This is a genomic window from Chromatiales bacterium 21-64-14, assembly GCA_002255365.1.
Lineage (GTDB): Bacteria > Pseudomonadota > Gammaproteobacteria > 21-64-14 > 21-64-14 > 21-64-14.
Genome location: NCBI01000001.1, coordinates 349496 through 369838 on the forward strand (window position 1 = coordinate 349496; position 20343 = coordinate 369838).

General features: G+C 65.7%; 22 protein-coding genes and 1 other RNA gene. 9 read left to right on the forward strand and 14 right to left on the reverse strand.

Annotated elements, in window-relative coordinates:
- The 6 genes from B7Z66_01585 to B7Z66_01610 form a co-directional block, all read right to left on the reverse strand.
- On the reverse strand, positions 1 to 264 hold the full coding sequence (locus B7Z66_01585) for a cell division protein FtsL (protein OYV78260.1): 264 nt from the start codon (positions 262 to 264) through the stop codon (positions 1 to 3).
- A complete protein-coding gene (locus tag B7Z66_01590) occupies positions 264 to 1199 on the reverse strand; it encodes a 16S rRNA (cytosine(1402)-N(4))-methyltransferase (GenBank protein ID OYV78261.1) in 936 nt (311 codons plus the stop codon). Before B7Z66_01590 ends, B7Z66_01585 begins: the two co-directional genes overlap by 1 nt.
- 6 nt (positions 1200 to 1205) lie before the next feature.
- Entirely contained in the window at positions 1206 to 1670 is a 465-nt protein-coding gene (locus B7Z66_01595) for a division/cell wall cluster transcriptional repressor MraZ (protein OYV78262.1), read from the reverse strand.
- Positions 1671 to 2084: 414 nt separating this feature from the next.
- Positions 2085 to 2436, reverse strand: an RNA gene (rnpB, locus tag B7Z66_01600) — RNase P RNA component class A.
- Positions 2437 to 2479: 43 nt separating this feature from the next.
- The gene (locus tag B7Z66_01605; GenBank protein ID OYV78263.1) at positions 2480 to 2974 is read right to left on the reverse strand and encodes a hypothetical protein; all 495 of its coding nucleotides are present in this window, start codon (positions 2972 to 2974) and stop codon (positions 2480 to 2482) included.
- 46 nt (positions 2975 to 3020) lie between these two features.
- A complete protein-coding gene (locus B7Z66_01610; protein OYV78264.1) occupies positions 3021 to 4067 on the reverse strand; it encodes a 16S rRNA (cytidine(1402)-2'-O)-methyltransferase in 1047 nt (348 codons plus the stop codon).
- A 21-nt stretch (positions 4068 to 4088) separates the two neighbouring features.
- Here B7Z66_01610 and B7Z66_01615 point away from each other — a divergent pair, with 21 nt between their 5' ends.
- From B7Z66_01615 to B7Z66_01630, 4 genes are all read left to right on the forward strand, one after another.
- Positions 4089 to 6143: a hypothetical protein gene (locus B7Z66_01615; GenBank protein ID OYV78265.1), complete on the forward strand. Its 2055-nt coding sequence runs from the start codon at positions 4089 to 4091 to the stop codon at positions 6141 to 6143.
- Complete coding sequence (locus tag B7Z66_01620; protein OYV78266.1) at positions 6140 to 6508, forward strand: YraN family protein; 369 nt, start codon at positions 6140 to 6142, stop codon at positions 6506 to 6508. Before B7Z66_01615 ends, B7Z66_01620 begins: the two co-directional genes overlap by 4 nt.
- 10 nt (positions 6509 to 6518) lie before the next feature.
- The gene (locus B7Z66_01625; protein ID OYV78267.1) at positions 6519 to 7112 is read left to right on the forward strand and encodes a phosphoheptose isomerase; all 594 of its coding nucleotides are present in this window, start codon (positions 6519 to 6521) and stop codon (positions 7110 to 7112) included.
- A gap of 130 nt (positions 7113 to 7242) precedes the next feature.
- Positions 7243 to 8646, forward strand: coding sequence for an FAD-binding oxidoreductase (locus B7Z66_01630; GenBank protein OYV78268.1), 1404 nt, complete (start codon positions 7243 to 7245; stop codon positions 8644 to 8646).
- A gap of 49 nt (positions 8647 to 8695) precedes the next feature.
- Here the strand turns inward: B7Z66_01630 and B7Z66_01635 are convergent, their stop codons facing one another.
- The 8 genes from B7Z66_01635 to B7Z66_01670 form a co-directional block, all read right to left on the reverse strand.
- Positions 8696 to 9199 carry an O-acetyl-ADP-ribose deacetylase gene (locus tag B7Z66_01635; GenBank protein ID OYV78269.1) on the reverse strand — a complete coding sequence of 168 codons (504 nt, stop codon included), beginning with the start codon at positions 9197 to 9199 and terminating at the stop codon, positions 8696 to 8698.
- A 28-nt stretch (positions 9200 to 9227) separates the two neighbouring features.
- Entirely contained in the window at positions 9228 to 9602 is a 375-nt protein-coding gene (locus B7Z66_01640; GenBank protein OYV78270.1) for a ClpXP protease specificity-enhancing factor, read from the reverse strand.
- Between the two features lie 39 nt (positions 9603 to 9641).
- Complete coding sequence (locus B7Z66_01645) at positions 9642 to 10268, reverse strand: stringent starvation protein A (protein ID OYV78271.1); 627 nt, start codon at positions 10266 to 10268, stop codon at positions 9642 to 9644.
- A gap of 577 nt (positions 10269 to 10845) precedes the next feature.
- The gene (locus B7Z66_01650) at positions 10846 to 11604 is read right to left on the reverse strand and encodes a Nif3-like dinuclear metal center hexameric protein (protein ID OYV78272.1); all 759 of its coding nucleotides are present in this window, start codon (positions 11602 to 11604) and stop codon (positions 10846 to 10848) included.
- A 76-nt stretch (positions 11605 to 11680) separates the two neighbouring features.
- Positions 11681 to 12910, reverse strand: a complete 1230-nt coding sequence (locus B7Z66_01655) for an 8-amino-7-oxononanoate synthase (protein OYV78273.1) — start codon at positions 12908 to 12910, stop codon at positions 11681 to 11683.
- A gap of 2 nt (positions 12911 to 12912) precedes the next feature.
- Positions 12913 to 13158, reverse strand: a complete 246-nt coding sequence (locus tag B7Z66_01660; protein ID OYV78274.1) for an acyl carrier protein — start codon at positions 13156 to 13158, stop codon at positions 12913 to 12915.
- Between the two features lie 188 nt (positions 13159 to 13346).
- A complete protein-coding gene (locus tag B7Z66_01665) occupies positions 13347 to 14297 on the reverse strand; it encodes a hypothetical protein (protein ID OYV78275.1) in 951 nt (316 codons plus the stop codon).
- Positions 14298 to 14323: 26 nt separating this feature from the next.
- Positions 14324 to 16093 carry an acyl-CoA synthetase gene (locus B7Z66_01670; GenBank protein ID OYV78276.1) on the reverse strand — a complete coding sequence of 590 codons (1770 nt, stop codon included), beginning with the start codon at positions 16091 to 16093 and terminating at the stop codon, positions 14324 to 14326.
- A gap of 716 nt (positions 16094 to 16809) precedes the next feature.
- Between B7Z66_01670 and B7Z66_01675 the strand changes: the two genes are divergently transcribed.
- From B7Z66_01675 to B7Z66_01695, 5 genes are read left to right on the forward strand one after another with little or no spacing between them, the layout of a single operon-like run.
- Entirely contained in the window at positions 16810 to 17556 is a 747-nt protein-coding gene (locus tag B7Z66_01675) for a fatty acid hydroxylase (protein OYV78400.1), read from the forward strand.
- A 55-nt stretch (positions 17557 to 17611) separates the two neighbouring features.
- Positions 17612 to 18718, forward strand: coding sequence for an N-acetyltransferase (locus B7Z66_01680; protein OYV78401.1), 1107 nt, complete (start codon positions 17612 to 17614; stop codon positions 18716 to 18718).
- Positions 18719 to 18726: 8 nt separating this feature from the next.
- Complete coding sequence (locus B7Z66_01685; protein ID OYV78277.1) at positions 18727 to 18996, forward strand: hypothetical protein; 270 nt, start codon at positions 18727 to 18729, stop codon at positions 18994 to 18996.
- The gene (locus B7Z66_01690) at positions 18968 to 19159 is read left to right on the forward strand and encodes a hypothetical protein (GenBank protein OYV78278.1); all 192 of its coding nucleotides are present in this window, start codon (positions 18968 to 18970) and stop codon (positions 19157 to 19159) included. Before B7Z66_01685 ends, B7Z66_01690 begins: the two co-directional genes overlap by 29 nt.
- Positions 19156 to 20223, forward strand: coding sequence for an LPS export ABC transporter permease LptG (locus tag B7Z66_01695; protein ID OYV78279.1), 1068 nt, complete (start codon positions 19156 to 19158; stop codon positions 20221 to 20223). Before B7Z66_01690 ends, B7Z66_01695 begins: the two co-directional genes overlap by 4 nt.
- Positions 20224 to 20343 lie beyond the last annotated feature (120 nt).

Sequence of the window (20343 nt, forward strand, 5' to 3'; positions counted from 1 at the left end):
TCACGGCCTGACGATCACAACAGAGTCGGGCGCGGGGCTATGCATCCCCAACTGGGTGCGAGCAATCCGCTCGACCCGGCTGTGAGTGCCCCAGGTGCTCTCCTCCAACTCCAGCCGGCCCCATTCCACGTTCAGTGAATCGCGCTCAGCACGCAGGTGCTGGAGTTCAACGAACAGCCGCCGGGTCTCGTGCGTGGCGTACACCACCCCCAGGGCAGAGGCCAGCACCAGCGCCAGCAGGGCCAATACGCCGCTACGCTGCATCACGGCAAACGCTCCGCCACCCGCAGCACCGCGCTGCGCGCGCGCGGGTTCCGCGCCACTTCTGCCTCCCCGGGCCGGCGCGCGCGCCCCACCAGCCGCAAGGTCGGCGTCAGCCGATCTTGGGAAACCGGCAAGTCCGGCGGGAACCGGTCCCCGCGCGCCTGATCCCGTAGAAACCGCTTCACCAACCGGTCCTCGAGGGAATGAAAGCTGATCATTGCCAACCGCGCGCCGGGCGCCAGCACCCGCACCGCCTGGGGCAGGCACGCCGCGAGCACCTCCAACTCCCGATTGATAAAGATCCGGATCGCCTGGAACGTACGGGTCGCCGGGTGCTTACCCGGTTCCCGGCTGGGAACCGCGACGGCGATGATCTCCGCGAGCGATCCGGTGCGGGTGATGGGCGCGCGCGCGCGGGCCGCCACGATGGCCCGCGCCACGTTACGCGCGTAGCGCTCCTCGCCGTAGCGCCGAATGACCTGAGTGAGTTCACCCTCGTCCACCCGCGCCAGCCAGGCGGCGGCGCTCTCGCCCCGATCAGGGTCCATGCGCATGTCCAGCGGGCCGTCCCTCAGGAAGCTAAAACCCCGCCGCGCCTCCTCCAGCTGTGGCGAGGAGACGCCGAGGTCCAGCAGGATGCCGTTCACCCTGCCGGCGTAGCCGTGGCCGTCCACCAGTTCCTCCAAGGTCTCAAAGCTACCGTGCACCGAGGCCACCCGTGGATCGTCTGCAAACCGCTCCCGGGCCGCCGCAACCGCCTCGGGGTCCTTATCGATGGCCAGCAACCGGCCCGCGGGGCCGATACGTTCCAGGACCGCGGCGGCGTGCCCGCCACGGCCGTAGGTGGCATCCACATAGACCCCGCCGGGCCGTGGACACAACCCTTCCAGCACCTCCTCCAACAGGACCGCGCGATGGGTGTCGTCTCGCACCATGCATTGTCAGTTGAAGAAGATCTCGCCGGCGTTCGCCGGCGGCTCCTGCCGCACCACTTCCATGCTGTGACGCAGCTTCTCGTCCCAGGTCGCCGCGTCCCAAAGCTCCAGCCGGTTGCCCATGCCGATCAAACGGATCTCCTTGGTAATGGACACCAGTTCTCTGAGAATCGCCGGCAGCAGCACCCGCCCGTGGGCGTCGAGTCGACAGTCGGTAGCGTTGGCTACCATGACCGCGCGCAGACTGCTGGCAAACTCCGACTCGTGGAGGCGTAAAATGCGGCGAGCGACATCCTCCCATTCGGGAAGTGGATAGAGCAGCAGGGATGACTCACGGTTGAGGGTCACCACCAGCTTGCCGTCGCAGTGGTCGGTCAACGCCTGGCGATAGGTCGCCGGGATCGCCAAGCGGCCCTTGGCATCCAGGGTGAGCCCATTAACACCGCGGAAGGAGACAGCCACCCCTTTCAACCCCTACGGTGGTTCTAATTATCCACTTTCTGCCACATTGTCCCACGACAGCCCACCGCGACAATACCGCCGGGCTACTCGGGCTGTCAAGGGCGCCCGGAGATACCTGGGGACGTGCTGGAAAACCCGCGTTCAAAGGGCCGCGGAAGGCTGTCCGGCATTTCCCACGGGCGTTCGCCGGGCGGACGCCGAACCGCCAATCGGACGCGACCACGCGGACCTTAAAAAAATGTCGACGACGGTATAAGGCGGGTGCACACACGTCGCGGCGCGCACCGGCGGCCGCATCAGGAGGCTAGTCAGGAACGCGGATCAAATGTTGCCAGACGGAGACGACCGTCGGCAGGAACGGCGCGAGACGCCTCGGCACGGGAAATCCAGGGCGCGGAACACACCTCTGGGGGATTCGGTGAAGAGCGGAGTCGGCCTGTAAGCCGGGTTTTGTCGAGGACAGCCATTCCTCTGGGATGCGCGTCACCGCGCACCTCAAGCGACCTACCCGGGAGCCGTGCGGGCCGCACCATTGCCCCCCTATTTGGTCTTGCTCCGGGTGGGGTTTACCGTGCCGCCGGTGTTGCCACCGAACGCGGTGCGCTCTTACCGCACCATTTCACCCTTACCGGCACCCGTAGGTGCGTAGGCGGTATATTTTCTGTGGCACTTTCCGTGGGCTCGCGCCCCCCAGGCGTTACCTGGCACCCTGCCCTATGGAGCCCGGACTTTCCTCTACGCCTACACGCGACGCAGCGGCTGCCCGGCCGACTCCGCAGTTCAGTATAGCACCAGGCAGCGCCGGGGACCCCGGGGTCTTACGCGCCCCCGGCGGACGGGTTCCGGCCGCGACGGCGGTAGGTCAGCTTTCCGAGGATGCGGTTGACCAGGTGATCACGGCCCAAGAACGGCACCAGCGGCAGGCGACGCACGCCGAGCTGGCGCCGCAGTTCCAGCAAGCCGGAATCGTCGGGATCCACTGCCAGCCCCTTGCCCAAGGCCGCCACCGCCCGGCGGCGGTGTTGGGTCTGCAATTCGGCCAACGCCAGATTGCGGAACAACCCCACGTCCAACTCGTCGCTGTCCACGGCCGCCCGGCACAGGGCAAGGCCGCCGGGATCCCCGAGACACACCAAGGTCAGACCGTGGTAGGAGGTATATCGGTGGCGGTGGTGGTCGTCACGCCGAGCCTCGAAGTCTGCCTTTCGGAAGCAAGCCAGGGCCTCCCGATACTCCCCGGCCTGAAAATGGGACAGGCCCGCGGCGAAATCGGGGTGGGCAGAATCTCGACCGTCGGCAGTGGTGATGGACATCGCATTCCCTGCGTTCGTCCGCGGCACGGTCCGCTAAAAAACCGTTTTAACGCAACCCATCACGAAGCTCAAGGGCCAGCGCATAGAGTTGGTTTTTCGGCTGCCCGGTAATGCCCGCGGCCAGCGCCACCGCCTGTTTCACCGGGAGCTCCTCCAGCAAGAGCCCCAGAACCCGGCGCGCCTCAGCCAAGTCGGGCGCATCGGGGATGGGACTCGCGCCCGCCACCAGGACCACGAATTCCCCTTTGTGCTGCTGCGGGTCCGCGGCGATCCAGCGCGCCAGCTCCTCCAGGCCGCCCGCACGCAGGGTCTCGAAGCGCTTGGTCAGTTCCCGGGCCACCACCGCCGGGCGTTCCGTGCCCAGGGCGCCAGCCATGTCCGATAGCGTGGGTTCGATACGATGCGACGCTTCGTAGAACACCAATGTCCGCGATTCGGCGCACAGCTGCGCGAGGCGTGCGCGTCGCGCCGTGGCGCGTGGGGGGAGAAAGCCCTCGAACACGAACCGATCCGCGGGCAGTCCGCAGGCCGACAGCGCACAGGTCAAAGCGCTGGGCCCCGGGACCGGAACGATCCGCACCCCGCGATCGCGGGCCAGCCGTACCAGACGGTATCCCGGATCACTGATCAACGGAGTACCTGCGTCCGAGATCAAGGCCAGGGCATCGCCGGCCAGGAGTCGCTCCACCAGCCGCGGGCCCTCTCGCGTTTCATTGTGTTCGTGCAGGGACGAAAGGGACGTGTGAATATCGAAGTGGGCCAACAACCCGCGGCTATGGCGGGTATCCTCAGCGGCGATATGGTCCACGCCGGCCAACACCTCCCGGGCCCGGGAACTGAGATCCCCCAGGTTCCCGATGGGCGTGGCGACCACGTACAAGACCCCCTTCTCGATTGACACTTGCACAATCGCCAAGATACTGTGGTTCGTCAATCCGTCACCGCGGGACCACGACGCCTGTCGCCCGGGCGGGCCACCGGAAGTGGCGCGGTTCTGCGGAACCCGCGGCGGGCAATTAACCACGCGGAGCGGCGCGTCCGGTTGCCTGGGCGCCGGGCCGCACCTACCGCACCCGACCTGTTCTGACACCATCCTGGCCCCAGACCATACCGTATGCAACACACGCCGATCCCAGCCAGCATTTCCCACCGGCCGCCGCCGGCGGTCACCACTGTATACGCCCGTATTGGGCGTACTCCCCCTGCCCGACACGGCGGAGTGTCGGCGAAGCCGCCGCGCCGGCCGGCCACGAGCAGGTACGCACGCGCCACCCTGCTCCGTTTAGCCTGCGCGCTTGGCGTAGCACTGCTTGCCGGATGCGCCGGGCTGCAACGCGGCGCCCCCGGCCTGCTACCCCAGTTCCATCCCGCGGCCCGCGCCGAGTCCCTGGAAGCAGCGGGCCGTTACCTGGACGCCGCCCAAGCTTATCAGACCCTGGCAGAGCATGCCGCGCCGCCCACGCGTGAGGACTACCTGCTGCGTGCGGCCCACGCCTACGTGATGGGCGGACAGATCGACGCCGCGCAGGCCCTGCTGATCCGGATTCAGATCCCGCCTGGAGCCCCCCTGCTGACGGTGCAGCGTCAGCTGCTGACCGGGGAGATTTACCTCGCGAAACGCAACCCCCTCAAGGCCCTCACCGCCACCACCATCTCACCGCCGGAACGCCTGCCGGATTCCCTGCAACGGCGCCTCCGCCGCCTGCGAGCGACCGCCTTCCTGCTGGCCGGAAACCCCCTGGAGAGCGTGCGCGAACGAGTGGCACTGGAACCGCTGCTGAAAACGCCGGAGGCGGTTCAGGAAAATCAGCAACAGATCTGGAGCGCCCTCGGTCAGCTCACCAGCGCGGCCTTGGAACAACTACGCACCGCGCCGCCCCCCGATCCGGTGAGCGGCTGGCTGGAACTCGCAACCCTGGCGCGTGCCGCCCAGGGAAACCCGGCGCAGTTCCAGCATGCGGTACATACGTGGGAACAGCGCTATCCGGACCATCCCGCGATCCGCGTCTTGATCCCCGAACTGCTCCGGTACTACGCCGCCGCGCGGCTCCATCCGCATTCGGTGGCCCTACTCCTGCCGTTGCGGGGCCCCTTCGCTGAGGCCGCCAGCGCCGTACTGGACGGGTTCCTGGCCGCCTACTACCAGCCCACGAGCCAGCAAACCTCCCCCCCTCCACGGATCCGGATCTACGACACCGGCGACCTGCCGGCGGACGCCGTGCAGGCCTACCTCCAGGCGGTACGCGACGGCGCGGACTTCATCGTCGGACCGCTGCGCAAGGAGGCGGTCACCGCGGTAGCCCAGCAGCCGTCGCTCGCGGTGCCGACCCTGGCGCTGAACTATTTGGAACCCGGACAGCCGGCCCCCAAGGGCTTCTATCAATTCGGCTTATCCCCTGAACAGGAGGCGCGTCAAGTGGCGGAACGCGCTTGGCTCGACGGTCACAGCCGGGTGCTGGTGCTGGCCCCGGAGGGCTCTTGGGGCGATCGGGTCGCGCGGGCCTTCGAGCAGCGTTGGCAGACTCTTGGCGGCATCACCCTCGGAGAACAACGCTACAATCCGACCCACACCGATTTCGCCACGCCGATCCGTCGGCTTCTGAATCTGGACGAGAGCCGGGCCCGGTATCGCGCCTTGCGCAGCCTCCTGCAGCGCAAACTGGAGTTCGAGCCGCGCCGGCGCAAGGATGTGGACTTCATATTCATGGCGGCCTTCCCTCGGGACGCAAGACTGCTGCGGCCTCAGTTGAAGTTCCACCACGCATCGGATCTGCCGGTCTACGCTACGTCCCACATCTATTCCGGTACACCGGACGCCGACGCGGATCGGGATCTGGACGGTACGCGGTTTTGCGACATGCCCTGGACCCTGGCGGAAACCCCAGCCCAGCAAGACATACGCCAGGAACTCACTACCCTTTGGCCGGATCAGTCCGCGCGACTGCCGCGGCTCAACGCCCTGGGAATCGACGCGTACCGGATCATCCCCCAGCTGGACGCCATGCGCAGCAACCCGTTTGCGCGCTTCGAGGGGGCCACCGGCAGTCTCGCCCTGGACCCCGACGGGCGCGTACACCGGGACCTGCTGTGGGCCCGTTTCCAGGACGGCCTGCCGGTACTGCTGGACCCGGTGGCCATACCCAAAGCGACTGGCAAGGCGATCCCGTGAGTGCCCAGCGCCCCGCGGACACGGGCCGCTGGGCGGAAGACCTGGCATGCCGGTACCTGCAAGCCCAGGGGCTCACCCTGATAGAACGCAACTACCGCTGCCCGGCCGGCGAGATCGATCTGGTCATGGAACAGCAGGGCAGCACCGTGTTCATCGAGGTCCGCTACCGGCGCGCACCCCGCTTCGGCACCGGGGCGGAGAGCGTGGATGCGCGCAAACGCGCCAAACTGCTAGCGACTGCATTACACTACCTGCAGCGCGACCCGGTAGCCGCGCGGGCGCCGAGCCGGTTCGACGTGGTATCCATGGAAGGTGCCCGCACTGGCCCTCGAATCCGGTGGATACCCAACGCCTTTGGGGCCTGAGGAGCCGGTCATGGACCTGCTGGGGTACATCCGTCAGAATTTCGAGGAAAGCATCGCGGTCAAGCGCCAGGCCTTGGAGGCCGTCGCCACGGCGATCGCGCGGGCCGCGGAGACGATCACCACCGGCCTGCTGGACGGCCACAAGGTGCTGGCCTGCGGCAACGGCGGGTCCGCCGCCGATGCCCAGCATTTTGCGGCCGAGATGCTCAACCGCTACGAGATCCAGCGTCCCGGTCTGCCAGCAGTGGCGTTGACCACCGACAGCTCCACCCTGACCTCCATCGCCAACGACGAGAGCTTCGACGAAATATTCGCCAAACAGGTCCAGGCTCTCGGCCAACCAGGCGACGTATTGCTCGCCATCAGCACCAGCGGTAACTCGCGCAATATCCTACGGGCGGCACAGGCAGCGCACGACCGTGACATGGTGGTCATCGCACTCAATGGCCGCGACGGCGGCAGTCTCGCCACCGTTTTGGAGGAACGCGATGTGGAGATCCGGGTACCCGGCACCTCGACGGCACGGATCCAGGAAGTCCATATCCTGATAGTCCATTGCCTATGTGATCTCGTGGACCGGCAACTGCTCGGACAGGAGTACTGAAAGACCTCAAAAGAGACGGGTGTGCGGGCTACACACCGTCCGCGCAACGCCGTACAACCCCGGAGCGGCCCCGGCACGAAGCGACCGCCGGCCGTCGACCGTCATCCGCCACCTGAAACCGACCGCCACTATGACAACGCTCGCGCCCCAGATTCTGCGAACGCTGACGGAGATCGTCGGCGCCGGCGCCGTGCTCACCGACCCGGCCGACCGCTGGGCATACGGCTACGACAACAGCCGCCGGCATGCGGTACCGGATGCCGTGGTGTTCGCCACCACCCACGCGCAGGTGCGCGACGTGGTAGGCCTGTGCCACGCGCAACGTGTGCCTCTGGTGGCGCGTGGGCGCGGAACCGGCACCACCGGCGCCAGCGTACCGACCGAGGGCGGCCTGGTCCTATCCCTGGAACGCATGGACCGGATTCTGACACTGGACCCGGACAATCGGGTGATTGTGGTTGAGCCCGGCGTCACCAACCAGGGGGTCCAGGACGCGGCGGCGGCGCACGGATTTTTCTGGCCCCCCGACCCCACCAGCGCGGCGTACTGTACTGTGGGTGGCAACCTCGCCTACAACTCGGCGGGCCCACGCGCGGTCAAATACGGCACGCCGCGGGAGAACACCCTGGGCCTGCGCGCCGTAACCGGTGCGGGCCGAGAAATCCGCGCCGGGGTCTATACCACAAAAGGGGTGGTGGGCTACGACCTCACCCGCCTGCTGATCGGATCGGAAGGCACCCTCGCGATCATCACCGAAGCAACCCTGAAGCTCACCCCGCTGCCGGAGACACGGCGCACCCTGCGCGCCGTGTACCGGGATATCCGCGGCGCCGCACGGGCGGTATCGCGGATCATGGCCCAACCGGTGATCCCCTGCGCCCTGGAGTTTATGGACGCGCGCGCCATCGAGATGATCCGTGGCTACACCGGTGCCGACCTGCCGCACGGAGCCGGCGCCCTGCTGATGATCGAGGTGGACGGTCCCGAGGCGGGGATGGACGCCGCCGTCGCGTCGGTAGGCCGTGCCGCGGATGGCGACGGGCTGGTGGAATTGCGCGCGGCACGGGATGCCCAGGAGGTGCGTGAGTTGTGGACCGCACGCAAGGCCCTGTCTCCGGCGCTGCGTACCATTGCGCCAAAGAAGATCAACGAAGACGTGGTGGTCCCCGTATCACGGATGGCGGACCTCATCGACGGGCTGAACGACCTGGCCCGGGAGTTCGACGTCACTATCGTGAACTTCGGCCACGCCGGGAATGGGAACATCCACGTGAACCTGCTGGTGGACCCGGACGATCCCCGGCAACTGGCAGCAGGACAGGCATGTCTGGGCCGGGTCTTCGATCTGGTGCTGGAACTGGGGGGCACGCTGTCAGGAGAACACGGTGTGGGTCTGGAGAAACGGGATTACATCGCTCGGGAGATCGACCCGGCCACCCTGGACCTGATGCGCCGCATCAAGTCCCAGTTCGATCCGCATGGGATCCTGAACCCGGGCAAGACCCTGCCGCCGGACCCCGACGCGACGTATTGACCTCTACTCGGCGTCCGGACCCGCGACGCGCCTTCGGCGCCAGTGCCGGTCAGGGCACCGGAGCGCCCGGCAGTAACCGCCGGTACAACTCCGCGTCCGCCGCACTGAAGCAGCAAGCGACAATGCGATCCAGGTGCGGTGCGTGTTCTCTCATAACGCGAAGCGCGATCTGGGCCGCCTCTCCCTTAGGATAGCCGTACACGCCGGTGCTGATAGCGGGGAACCCGATGCTGCACACGCCGATTTCCATGGCCAACTGGAAGCAACGGCGGTAACAACGCTCCAGCAGGGCGGGCTCGCCATACCCGCCGCCCCGCCACACCGGCCCCACGGTATGGATCACCCAACGAGCCGGCAGACGAAACCCGGGAGTAACTTTCGCGTCACCGGGGCAACAACCACCCAGGGGCCGGCAGGACGCCAACAGTTCGGGGCCCGCGCCCCGGTGAATAGCATCGTCTACGCCGCCGCCCCCCAGGAGGCTGGGGTTGGCGGCGTTGACGATGGCGTCCGTGGCCAAGTGGGTGATGTCTCCCTGGACTACCTCGATCATCGCGGCCTCACGCGCCTCAGTGTCGGCCCTACTTGATCACCTTCAGGTCCGGCTTGCGGCGCTCCCCCGCCGGCTCCGGCGGCGGTTCCTCGTCGCTCTCATCAAACAGCATGCCCTGCCCCGTCTCCCGGGCGTAGATCGCGAGCACCGCGGGCACCGGGACCTGGACTTCCATGGGACTTCCGCTGAAGCGGGCCTGGAACATGATCTGTTCGTTGCCCAGGCCCAGTCCCTGGACGGCCTGGGGACTGATGTTCAGGATGATCTTGCCGTTCTCGACATACTGTTGCGGAACCCGTGCACCCGCGGCCATGGCGTTGACGAGAACGTAGGGGGTGAACCCATTGTCCAGGGTCCACTCATAGATCGCGCGGATCAGGTACGGGCGGGTGCTGGAGGCCATGGTGTTCCGACGGTGCGCTTCAATCCACGTCTATGGGCATCAATCCCGCATCTCGCGTTCGGCATCCGTGAGGCTGGCGCGGAACGAATCACGCGCGAATATCCGATCCGCGTACTGCGATACCACCTTCGCCTGGCTGGGCAGCTCAACCCCGTAGGCCGGTAACCGCCATAGCAGCGGCGCTATGCAGCAATCGACCAGAGAGAACTCATCGCTCAGGAAGAAAGGTTTGGCGGCAAATACGTCAGCAGTCGCGGCGAGACCGTCACGCAGCATCTTGCGCGCCTTCGACGACTTCTTGTCATTGCGGTCCTCGAGGTCGCCGATCATGCTGAACCAATCGTGCTCGATACGGTACCAAGCCAGCCGGAACCGAGCGCGGGAGACGGGATCCACCGGCATCAGTGGCGGATGCGGAAAGCGCTCATCCAGGTACTCCATGATGAGCTGGGAGTCGTAGAGCACCAAATCCCGATCCACTAAGGTCGGGACGGTGTTGTACGGGTTGAGATCGATCAGGTCCTCGGCCTGGGCGCCGGGTTCGATCTGGACGATATCGACGGTAATCCCCTTCTCCGCAAGCACCATGCGTGTCCGATGGCTGAACGGACACGTCGGCGCGGAGAACAGCGTCATTACCGACCTTCGGTTGGCAAGCAGGACCATGGCCTAGGAGCCTGTAGGAAAAATGGGAGGCGTGGCAAGCACCGGAAACCGCGAACGTCTACCTCTCCCAGCCCGGAGAGGACCACCATAGTGTACGCCGTTTGCCCGGCCTCCGGGTGATCCGGAAAGGTCACGCCGTGTAGTCCCGGGATTTGTCATGACCCGGACCAGCCCCCGAGTCGACTACGCTGGAGCTTGGCCGGCTCACCCACGTAGACCAGAAAATTCACCAAGCCCAACACCGTACGGTCGTATTCATTGGGGGTAATGGCGACGAGCTGATCCAATTACAGCTTGTCAATGTCCACCCCCCCTGGGCGCCCGTCGCCTGGGCCTTCTTGCCCGGTTGCTATTGAGGCGAGAAATGGCACTGCGACATGGCCGGCGGCGAGAAAGCGGCGCCGCCGCATATTCACCCCGTCATTGCTAATGGGTAGCCCCTCTATCCACTAGAATCACCAGATCCGCGCAGACACAGGCCACACGCAAAAAATCTGCAGCATCATATCTCAGAATACTCTTATTTTCCAGAACGGTACCCGCCGGTGCACGCAAGGCACACGGTGGAGTCTGCTCCTCACGCCGGATTATCGATATCGACGAAGTGGTGTTCCAGCCCGAAGTGCTCCGCCAAGTGGATCCCCAGGGCCTGCACTCCATAGCGCTCGGTGGCGTGATGGCCGGCGGCAAAAAAGTGCAGCCCACGCTCGCGGGCCACATGCACTGTTGCCTCGGAGACCTCGCCGGTCAGATACGCGTCCACGTCTAGGTCCGCCGCCGCCTCGATATAGCCCTGGGCCGCGCCCGTGCACCAAGCAACACTGCGGATCGGATCCGCCCTGCCCGGTACGTGCAGGGGCATCCGCCCGAGTACCCGGCGCACCCGTTCAGCCAAACCCGCCGCGGCTACCGGTGTATCCAGCACCCCATGGAACCCAATGGCTGGACCGCTCTCCCGGCCGAAACGCCCAGCGACCCGAAAACCCAGACGCAACGCCAGTTGGGCGTTGTTGCCCAGTTCCGGGTGGACATCCAAAGGCAGGTGATAGGCCAGCAGGCTGATCCCCGCGTCCAGGAGCGCCTTGATCCGCGCCCGTTTCATCCCGGTGATCCGGGCGTCCTCACCCTTCCAGAAATAACCATGGTGCACCAGCAGCAAATCCGCACCGGTGCCTGCAGCGGCTTCGATCAACGACCGGCAGGCGCTTACGCCGCTCACCAACCGCCGGACCTGTTCGCGGCCCTCCACCTGCAGGCCGTTGGGGCAATAGTCGGGAAGCGCGTTGCTCTCCAACAGGTGGTCGCTATAGATCACCAATTCGCGCAAGGAAATCATCCGCTGGTCCATCCTGCAGGTCGCCGGGCCGCGGGCAACGCCGTTGACGCACCGCCGCATCCAGGGCGCAGCGGATTCAGGGCGCCGCGCCGGATACCTTGGCGCGCAGATCTGACACGGGTGTCTCGGAGATCTCGCGCAGCTGCTCGAAGGCGGCACAGATCACCTCGATCTGCTCCGGGCTATGGGCGGCGCTGACGCTGCAACGCACCAGGCATCTGCCATTGGGCGTCGCGGGCGGAAACATCAGATTGACGTAGATCCCCCGCTCCAGCAGACCACGCCAAAAAGCGAGAGCCTGGGCCTTGCTGTCTAGCATGACGGCCACCACCGGGCTCACCTCGGGTCCCAGACGGAACCCCAGCTTTTCCAGGGCGCTGTACAAATGTTGCGCGTTGTCCCAAAGCCGCTGCCGCAACGCTGGCCGCTCGCGCAACAAACGTAAAGCGGTACGGGTGGAGGCGATCACCGACGGCGAAGGGGATGCGGTAAACACGTAGGGTCGACTGGCGTAGCGGATCAGGTCCAAGGCTGGAAGGTCGCTGACACAGAACCCGCCGGTGGCGCCTAGACTCTTGCTGAAGGTCCCGATAACGAAGTCCACGTCGCGTTCCACCCCAGCCTCTTCGGCGAGACCGCGGCCGTGCGCACCGAGCACGCCCAGGGAATGGGCCTCGTCTACCACGAGATAGCCCCCGTAGCAGCGCTTGGCCTCGACGATCGCCTGCAGCGGCGCGCGATCGCCCAACATGCTGTAGATACCTTCCACCACGATCACGGCGTCCGCGGCCCGCTCACCGAGCCGGGCCAGCCGTTTGCCGAGATCCGCGGCATTGTTGTGCCGGAATCGGATCATTTCGGCGCCGCTCATCCTGCCACCGTCGTAGATGCTGGCGTGACAATCGGTGTCCAGCAGCAGCACGTCCCCCGGGCCCGCCACGGTGGACAGAATCCCCAGGTTGGCCAGATATCCGGTGGAAAACACGATCGCGGAACGGCGACCGTAGAAATCCGCCAACTCCCGCTCCAGGGCCAGGTGACCCGCAAAGGTCCCGTTCGCCATCCGCGAGCCAGTGGTGCCGGTACCCTCCACCGAAACCGCCGCGCGCGCCGCGGCGATACACTCGGGGTCGAAGCTCAGGCCAAGGTAATTATTGGTGCCGGCCAGGATGGTGGGGCGGCCCTCGATCTGGCCTTCGGTGGCGGATATCACCCGCTCGACCTGGACGCCGAAAGGATCCACTCCATAACCGTCGAGTTCTTCCTTCGCGGCCGCGAGCCGTTGAAATTTATCGAACAGCGCCATGGTCACTCACGCGTCAGTCGTTCGATCTGCGAGGCCAGATCGCGTATGGTGACCACCTCGGCAAGGATGTTAACCGGGATGGAAATCCCGAAACGATCCTCGATCTCCAGCAACATCTCCATTACCTGCACGGAATCCAGCCCCAGGTCCCCCACGAGTTCGGAATCTTCGCTCAGCGCGACGTCGTTCCGGGCGAACGGCCTGAGGCCCTGATATACCTGGGCCACGATGTCATCGTACGCGCTCATTTAAAATCCGCCCTCACCGTTCAACCCGACCAGTGTACCGCGTTCTCGGGTAGGTCGGGACCCGCCAATACGCGCCCGGTTCATCCAACCGCCCGGCGGCCAGCCGCGAACCACCCCGCGTGGGACGTGGCCACGGGAAACCGTTGTCATGGCCCAGGCCGGGGGCCGGTACCGCCGTTGCGGCCGACTCAACTCCGGGTTGCGCTGATCGTACCCCATCCTAAGCCGCTGCGCAGCGCCTCTTCCAACCCCACCCGGGGTGCCCAGGCGATAGCCTGATGGATTTCCCGATTGTCGCACACCCAGTCCCGGTGACGCAGCTCGCACACCTTGCCCGGCGTCAACATCGGCCGGTACCGCAAGACGCGCGCGGCGACCAGGTTCACCCCGGCCGCCACGCGCAGGAGCGATGCCGGGACGGGGATCCGACGTATGCGGCGGCCTAACAACCGTTCCGCGATACTCACCACGTCTTCCCAGGAATAACCGCCGAGCCGCCCGTCGTGCAACTCGAACGCACGCCGCTCGTTGCCGCCGTCCCGCAGCCACGCCACCACGGCGGCCGCAAGGTCATCTATATACAGCAGCGAAAACCGGGCATCGGCCTCGGAAAGCAAGGGGGCATGACCACGCCCGATCCATCGGAACAGTGGCGCCACCTCACGGTCCCCCGGCCCGTATACCGCCGGTGGCCGCAATACGGCCCATCCCATCGGCCCAGCGGCACCGGCAAGCGCATCCTCCCCATCACGCTTGCTGGAGGCATAGAATGACAGGCCGGGCTCCCGGGCAGCCAGGGATGACATCAACAGGAAACGCGGTGCGGGTTGGTAGGACGCCGCCACCGCCGCTAGCCGCGCTACGCCGGCAACATTGACGAGATCGAAATCCGCACGCCGGGCACCCCGTACCGCCCCCGCGCAATGTATCACGGCGTCCGCTCCGCGGGTCAACTCGCGCAGGCACTCGGTGTCATCCAAATCACCTCGGATCCATTCCACCGGACCCGCAGCAACCGCCCGCGAAGTTCGGCGCACCAGGGCTCGGATCTGCAATCCCTCGTTGAGCAGCGCGCGCAACAGCGCGCCGCCGATAAACCCGGTCGCGCCAGTGAGGGCAATGGTGTGTGGAAGAGCCAATCGCGGGGGGAAGGCCCTGCTCCGGGCTAACCGCCTAGCGCCGCTTCTGCGGGGCCAGTGGACGGCTCCATCTCCTCGGCCTCATCCAAACGGCGCAGGTAATCACGGCGCGCCGCGGAACGCGAAAGCTTCCCGGAAGAAGTGCGCGGGAGGGTATGCGGAGGCACCAGCTCAATGATGCTGTCGATACCAAGCATCTCGTGGATCAGCCGGTGCAGGCGCCGGACCAGGGTCGTACGCCGTGCCGGGTCCGCGACCCGGCACTGAATCACCACCACGACCCGATCGCGGCCGTCCGGGCCCGGAACCGAAAACGCAGAGGCGTCACCGGGGCGGACCTCTTCCTGCTGTTCGCCGAGGTATTCCAGATCCTGCGGCCAGATATTGCGGCCGTTGACGATGATCAGATCAGACTTGCGCCCGGTAATCACCACGTTGCCGTCCACGATGTAGCCCAGGTCTCCGGTGTCCAGCCAGCCGTCCGATGAGAGGCAGGCGCGGGTCAGTTCCGGCTCCTCGAAATACCCGGACATGACGCTGGGCCCCCGCACTGTGATAGCACCGGCGTGGCGCTCCGGAAGGGAATGCCCCTGGGGATCCCGGATCACAACCTCGTGTCCCGGAAGCGGGGGGCCACACTTCACGAACCCACTGGCCCGCGAAGTGTCGGGACCGGCCGGTACGGCGACATGTTCAGCAGCGAGGTGGTCAGCGTCCACGCGATCCACTTCGAGGCCACGTCCCAGGGAGGTGAAACTGATGCCCAGGGAACACTCCGCCATGCCATAGCAAGGCAGGAACGCGGTGGCCTTGAACCCGCTGAGCTCCAACGCCTCGGCGAACTTCTCCAAGGTCTCGGGACGAATGGTTTCCGCTCCGACACCCGCCACACGCCACGCGCTGAGATCGTATCTGGCGGCGTCGTCGGCGCTGACCCGGCGTGCACACAACTCGTATCCGAATGGCGGACTGAAGGAGACGGTGGCACGATTACGGGCCATCAGATCCAGCCAGCACCGCGGCCGCATGGCGAATTCGTGGGTATCCAGGTAGTCCACCGAGCGCTGGGCGGCCAGCGGCGCCAACACGAAGCCGACCATTCCCATGTCATGGTAGTAGGGCAACCACGACATGCAACGATCCTCTGAACCGATCTGCAGGCCGTCCCGAATGATACAGGCAAGGTTGCTCATCACCTGGCGCTGTGAGATCACCACGCCGCGGGGAAACCGGGTGCTGCCGGAAGTGTATTGGATATAGGCCATCTCGTCCGCGCCCAGGGGCTGAAGCGTACCGCTCTGCTCGGGAAGCGCGTCGTAGGACTCGGCGCTTCCGTATCGCCGAAGTCCCAGTTCGTCGGTGACCGCCTCGTTTAAAAACTCGAGCAACCCCGCAGGCGCCATGGCGATCGAGGCCCGGCAGCCCCGCAGCAGGTTCTGCAGTTGTGACACATACGCCCGATGGCCACCGAGCCGGATGGAGACCGGTAGCGGCACCGGTACCAAGCCCGCGTACTGACAGGCGAAGAAGAAGCGGATGAATTCCGGCCCGGTAGCGGCTACCAGCGCGGCTCGCGACCCCCGTTCCAAACCGAGACTCAGCAAACGGCGCGCCAGCGTCCGCGCCTGCTCGCGCAACTCGCAGTAAGGAAGAGAGGCATACAACACGCCGCCGCCGGTATAGAAGTTGACCCCGGTTTCACCCTGGGCTGCGTAATCAAGGGACTCCGATAGGCTGGTAAAGTCCCCTGCCCGAAGGGGCAGTGCATGTATCGTTCGAGTCGGTTGTACGCCCACCTCAGGCTCTCCTTGTAAAACGCAGATTACACAAAGACGGTACACCGGGCAGCAGCGGCACCGCGCAGCACCGATCCCGCACCGGTTGACGCCGGCATCCTTGGGCGCCCGCTGCCGGTCGCCTCCGCCACGGGAGGCCGCAGCCGCGCGCGCCGAACGCGAGGAACCGCCACGCCACTACGGCCACCATCGCTGGGAACAGCCCGCCGTCCCGAACTGCCCCGCAGGGGTGAGCCGAGCAATGCCCGCCGTTGTTCCACCCACGAAAACCGATTGACAAAGCCCCCAGACTCCCTGGTGCGTGCGCGGCGCCCTATCTCGACTGCGGACACGCCGTGTCCCCAGTCCAGCGACAAGAGGGCACCGACCGACAAAAAACCGCCGCCACCCTTCCTCGCCGCGCCTGATCGTACCATATCGTTACAAGGCCAGCCAAGCTCCCGGGATGCAAGATAATTTTCGGCGGGGGGACGTGTGCCTTGAGGGACCCTCCCCATAAACCCCCGGCCAGACCCCGCCACGGCCCCACGACCGCTCGGACCACTCCCGGGAGTACCGGGTTTAGTCGACTGGCCGACTTTCATCTTACACGGGATTACAACGATTGACCCATCGAGGGTTGCCCACGGTAGAATAGCCAGCCTACCACGTTTTCAAGCCGCGAGGTCGGGATGGGTTACACGTTTTGGCAAGGCCGCAAGCACCACCTGGACCGCATGGGGCTGGGGGAACTCACGGTCGCCTACCTGCAGTACCCCGCGATCCAGGTCTACGCCGCCCTGCTGGTGGCCAGCGCTGCGGTGGCACTACTCTGGGGCAACCTGCCCCCGAACGTCCGCGGAACCCGGATCCTGGCAGCCGCGGCGCTCGGGGTTGTGGTCTATCCCCTGGCCTGGTACCTGATACACCGGTTCGTACTCCACGGCCGCTTCTTGTACCGATCCCCCTGGACCGCGGCGATGTGGAAGCGGGTACATTTCGATCACCACCAGGACCCCCATGACCTGCGGGTCCTATTCGGAGCGCTGCACACCACACTGCCCACGGTCGCGGGCGTGACTCTGCCGCTGGGCGTCCTGATCGGCGGCGTGAACGGCGCGGCGGCGGCGTTCACCGCGGGGCTCGCCACCACGATCTTCTATGAATACTGCCACTGCATTCAGCACCTGCACTATACGCCGCGCAGCGGTTTTCTGCGGCGCATCAAACGGCTGCATCTGATGCACCATTTCCACAACGAGAACGCCAATTTCGGTATCACCAATTTCCTCTGGGACCGCGTCGCGGGCACCTACCACAACGCGGCCTGTGAGATCCCGAGGAGTGCCACGGTTTTCAACCTGGGCTACACCGGCGAGGAATGCACGCGCTATCCATGGGTGACGCAACGATTCAGGGCCGCGGAGCGCACCGGTGATCCTCCGGCCGCACCACACGCGGCCGGCCCCGATAGCGGCGCGTGAACGGCGCGCTTTGACCGCTCCATCCCACCAAGCACTGGCGCTGCACGTCGAACCGGTGGAGGGGCGGCGCGGGCGCGCCGAGTTCCTCGGGCTGCTGCGGGGGATCTACGCGGACGATCCGGCGTGGATCCAACCCCTGCTCCTGGAACGCCGCGAGCACCTCTCTGCGCGCAACCCCTACTTTCAGCACGCGACCTGTCAGGCCTGGATCGCCCGGCGCGGGCGCCGCCCGGTGGGACGGATCACGGCGCAGGTGGACCAATTGCACCTCGAGACCCATCAGGACGCCACCGGATTTTTCGGTATGCTGGAAGCGCACGATGACCCGGAGGTCTTCACCGCCCTGTTGGACACCGCGGAGCATTGGCTGCGCGCCCAGGGAATGCGGCGGGTACGCGGCCCCTTCAACCTCTCCATCAATGAAGAATCCGGCCTGCTGGTAGAAGGATTCGACACACCCCCGATGGTGATGATGGGCCATGCGCGGTCCTATTACGGCCCGCGGGTGGAGGCCAACGGTTACGCAAAGGTCATGGACCTGCTCGCCTACCGCCTGCGCACAGACTTCGCCGCGCCACCCGCCATGCAGGCGCTGGCACGCCGCATGGACCAGCGCATACGGGTACGGCCGCTGCGCCGCGAGCGCTTCGATGAAGAGGTGGAGATCCTGCGTGGGATCTTCAACGACGCCTGGTCCGGGAATTGGGGATTCATTCCCTTCACCGAGGCCGAGTTCAAGGAACTCGGCCGCAACCTGAAACTCCTCCTGGATGACGACTTCATCCAGATCGCCGAGGCCGGTGGTGAACCGGTGGCCATGGCCGTGGCGCTGCCGAACCTCAATGACGCGATCCGCGACCTGAACGGACGGCTGCTGCCCTTGGGCTGGTTGAAACTACTCTGGCGGCTCAAGGTCCGGTGTCCCACGAGCGGGCGGGTCCCGCTGCTGGGGGTAAGCAAGCGCTACCAGAATAGCCTGCTGGGTCCGACGCTGGCCTACATGGTGATCAACTCGCTGGTCGCGCCGGTACGCCGGCGCGGCATCGACATGATGGAACTGTCCTGGATACTGGAGACAAACCTACGGATGCGCGCGGTTATCGAGGGCATAGGCGGCGTGGCCTATAAGCGCTACCGCGTCTACCAAAAGGAATTGGCGTAGGGGTCCCCATGCCATGGGGCCGCGCTGCACGTCCACCGGCTCCCGCCTCCAACGTCCGGGTCAATATCTTGATCATCACCCGCTATCTGGTGCGCGAGATCCGCAAGCCGCTGCCGGCCACCTGTTTGGCCCTGGTGGTGATCTGCGCGAACCGCACCACCGCCCTGTTTCTCCAGCGCGAGCATGACGAACGCACCCAAGTCCTCTATGCGCAGCAAGCCTCTCCGCGCCGCGCACTACGACGCACGGGTGCTGCTGCGCGATGCGCATCGGCATGATCTCGCACGCAACGGAGACGCGGATCGCGTCATCCGTGTGAAGCGACTCGTCCTCCATCTCAAGGAACCTCAGATGGAACCCCTGGGCTATTTGCGCAAGACGGCGCCGCTGCGCTGGCGGCGCGCCCGGGCCGCAGCGGCCACCGGGACCCGCGCGCCATGAGGCAACTGGACCGCTACATCACCCGCAACGTGGCCCGGGGCTGCCTGATCGTGATGCTGATCCTGGCGAGTGTGCTGAGCCTGCAGCAATTCCTCGAGGAAATGGATGACATCGGGCGTGGTCATTACCACCTGATCAACGCATTGATCTACGTCGCACTGACCATTCCGAACCGGGTATTGCAGCTGGTTCCGGTCACCGCGCTGCTCGGTACCCTGGTGGGCCTGGGCACGCTGGCTACCGGCACCGAACTGGTAGCGATGCAGGCCACCGGTGTCTCGGCGTTGCGGATCAGCGGCGCGGTATTCAAGGCCGGCGCTGCGCTGATGGCGATCATCCTGCTCATGGCACAGTACATGGTACCCCCGGTGGAGCAGTTCGCCCAGACGCGCCGCGCCGCGGAAATCAACGCGTCCAGTGACCTGCGCACCGAACACGCGTTCTGGTCCCGGGATGCCACCCAGTTCCTGAATGTGCGGAACATCGAACACGATCGGATCCCCGCGGACATCGACATCTACGAATTCGACCAAGCGGGGCAGCTGCGCACCTTCCTGCATGCACGTCGCGCCGACGTCGTAAATCCGCACGATTGGCTACTCACCGGCGTGGTACGCAAAACCATCACCGCCCAGGGGGTCTCCACCGAGCACCTCGCTGAGTTGCCCTGGCACTCGTTCCTGCAGGTACAACAAATGGAACTGCTGGAGCTGCCGATCCAGAGCCTGTCGCTCTCGGATCTGTATCAATACATCCGGTATCTCAAGGCCCGGGGACAAAACGCGGACCACTACGAGCTGGCATTCTGGACCATTCTGAGCATGCCCCTAGCCACCGCCGCCATGATTCTGATCGCTATTCCGTTCGTCTTCGGGCCCCTGCGCAGCGCCAATACCGGGCTGCGCATGACCCTGGGCGGGGCCGTGGGGCTCGCCTTCTACCTGGCCAACCAGATCTCCGGCTATCTGGGACTCCTGCTCAACCTGAACCCGGCACTCACCGCCATGGCGCCAGCGACCCTGTTGCTGGGCACCGGACTGTGGTTGTTCCGCAGGCTCCGATAGTGGGATGCTTAACCTCGTCCCAGATCCCTCCTTGCGCTGCCGCTGACCCTCACGCCCCGAGATCTTCCCGCGTGCGCGCCGATGGCATGGCATGCTGTCGACGGACTGGAACGGGTGAAA

Bases quoted from the DNA above. Each gene is read 5' to 3' on its own strand.
- B7Z66_01585 (OYV78260.1), bottom strand. From the start codon at position 264: ATGCAGCGTAGCGGCGTATTGGCCCTGCTGGCGCTGGTGCTGGCCTCT.
- B7Z66_01590 (OYV78261.1), bottom strand. From the start codon at position 1,199: ATGGTGCGAGACGACACCCATCGCGCGGTCCTGTTGGAGGAGGTGCTG.
- B7Z66_01605 (OYV78263.1), bottom strand. From the start codon at position 2,974: ATGTCCATCACCACTGCCGACGGTCGAGATTCTGCCCACCCCGATTTC.
- B7Z66_01610 (OYV78264.1), bottom strand. From the start codon at position 4,067: ATGGTGTCAGAACAGGTCGGGTGCGGTAGGTGCGGCCCGGCGCCCAGG.
- B7Z66_01615 (OYV78265.1), top strand. From the start codon at position 4,089: ATGCAACACACGCCGATCCCAGCCAGCATTTCCCACCGGCCGCCGCCG.
- B7Z66_01625 (OYV78267.1), top strand. From the start codon at position 6,519: ATGGACCTGCTGGGGTACATCCGTCAGAATTTCGAGGAAAGCATCGCG.
- B7Z66_01630 (OYV78268.1), top strand. From the start codon at position 7,243: ATGACAACGCTCGCGCCCCAGATTCTGCGAACGCTGACGGAGATCGTC.
- B7Z66_01635 (OYV78269.1), bottom strand. From the start codon at position 9,199: ATGATCGAGGTAGTCCAGGGAGACATCACCCACTTGGCCACGGACGCC.
- B7Z66_01640 (OYV78270.1), bottom strand. From the start codon at position 9,602: ATGGCCTCCAGCACCCGCCCGTACCTGATCCGCGCGATCTATGAGTGG.
- B7Z66_01645 (OYV78271.1), bottom strand. From the start codon at position 10,268: ATGGTCCTGCTTGCCAACCGAAGGTCGGTAATGACGCTGTTCTCCGCG.
- B7Z66_01650 (OYV78272.1), bottom strand. From the start codon at position 11,604: ATGATTTCCTTGCGCGAATTGGTGATCTATAGCGACCACCTGTTGGAG.
- B7Z66_01655 (OYV78273.1), bottom strand. From the start codon at position 12,910: ATGGCGCTGTTCGATAAATTTCAACGGCTCGCGGCCGCGAAGGAAGAA.
- B7Z66_01660 (OYV78274.1), bottom strand. From the start codon at position 13,158: ATGAGCGCGTACGATGACATCGTGGCCCAGGTATATCAGGGCCTCAGG.
- B7Z66_01675 (OYV78400.1), top strand. From the start codon at position 16,810: ATGGGGCTGGGGGAACTCACGGTCGCCTACCTGCAGTACCCCGCGATC.
- B7Z66_01685 (OYV78277.1), top strand. From the start codon at position 18,727: ATGCCATGGGGCCGCGCTGCACGTCCACCGGCTCCCGCCTCCAACGTC.
- B7Z66_01695 (OYV78279.1), top strand. From the start codon at position 19,156: ATGAGGCAACTGGACCGCTACATCACCCGCAACGTGGCCCGGGGCTGC.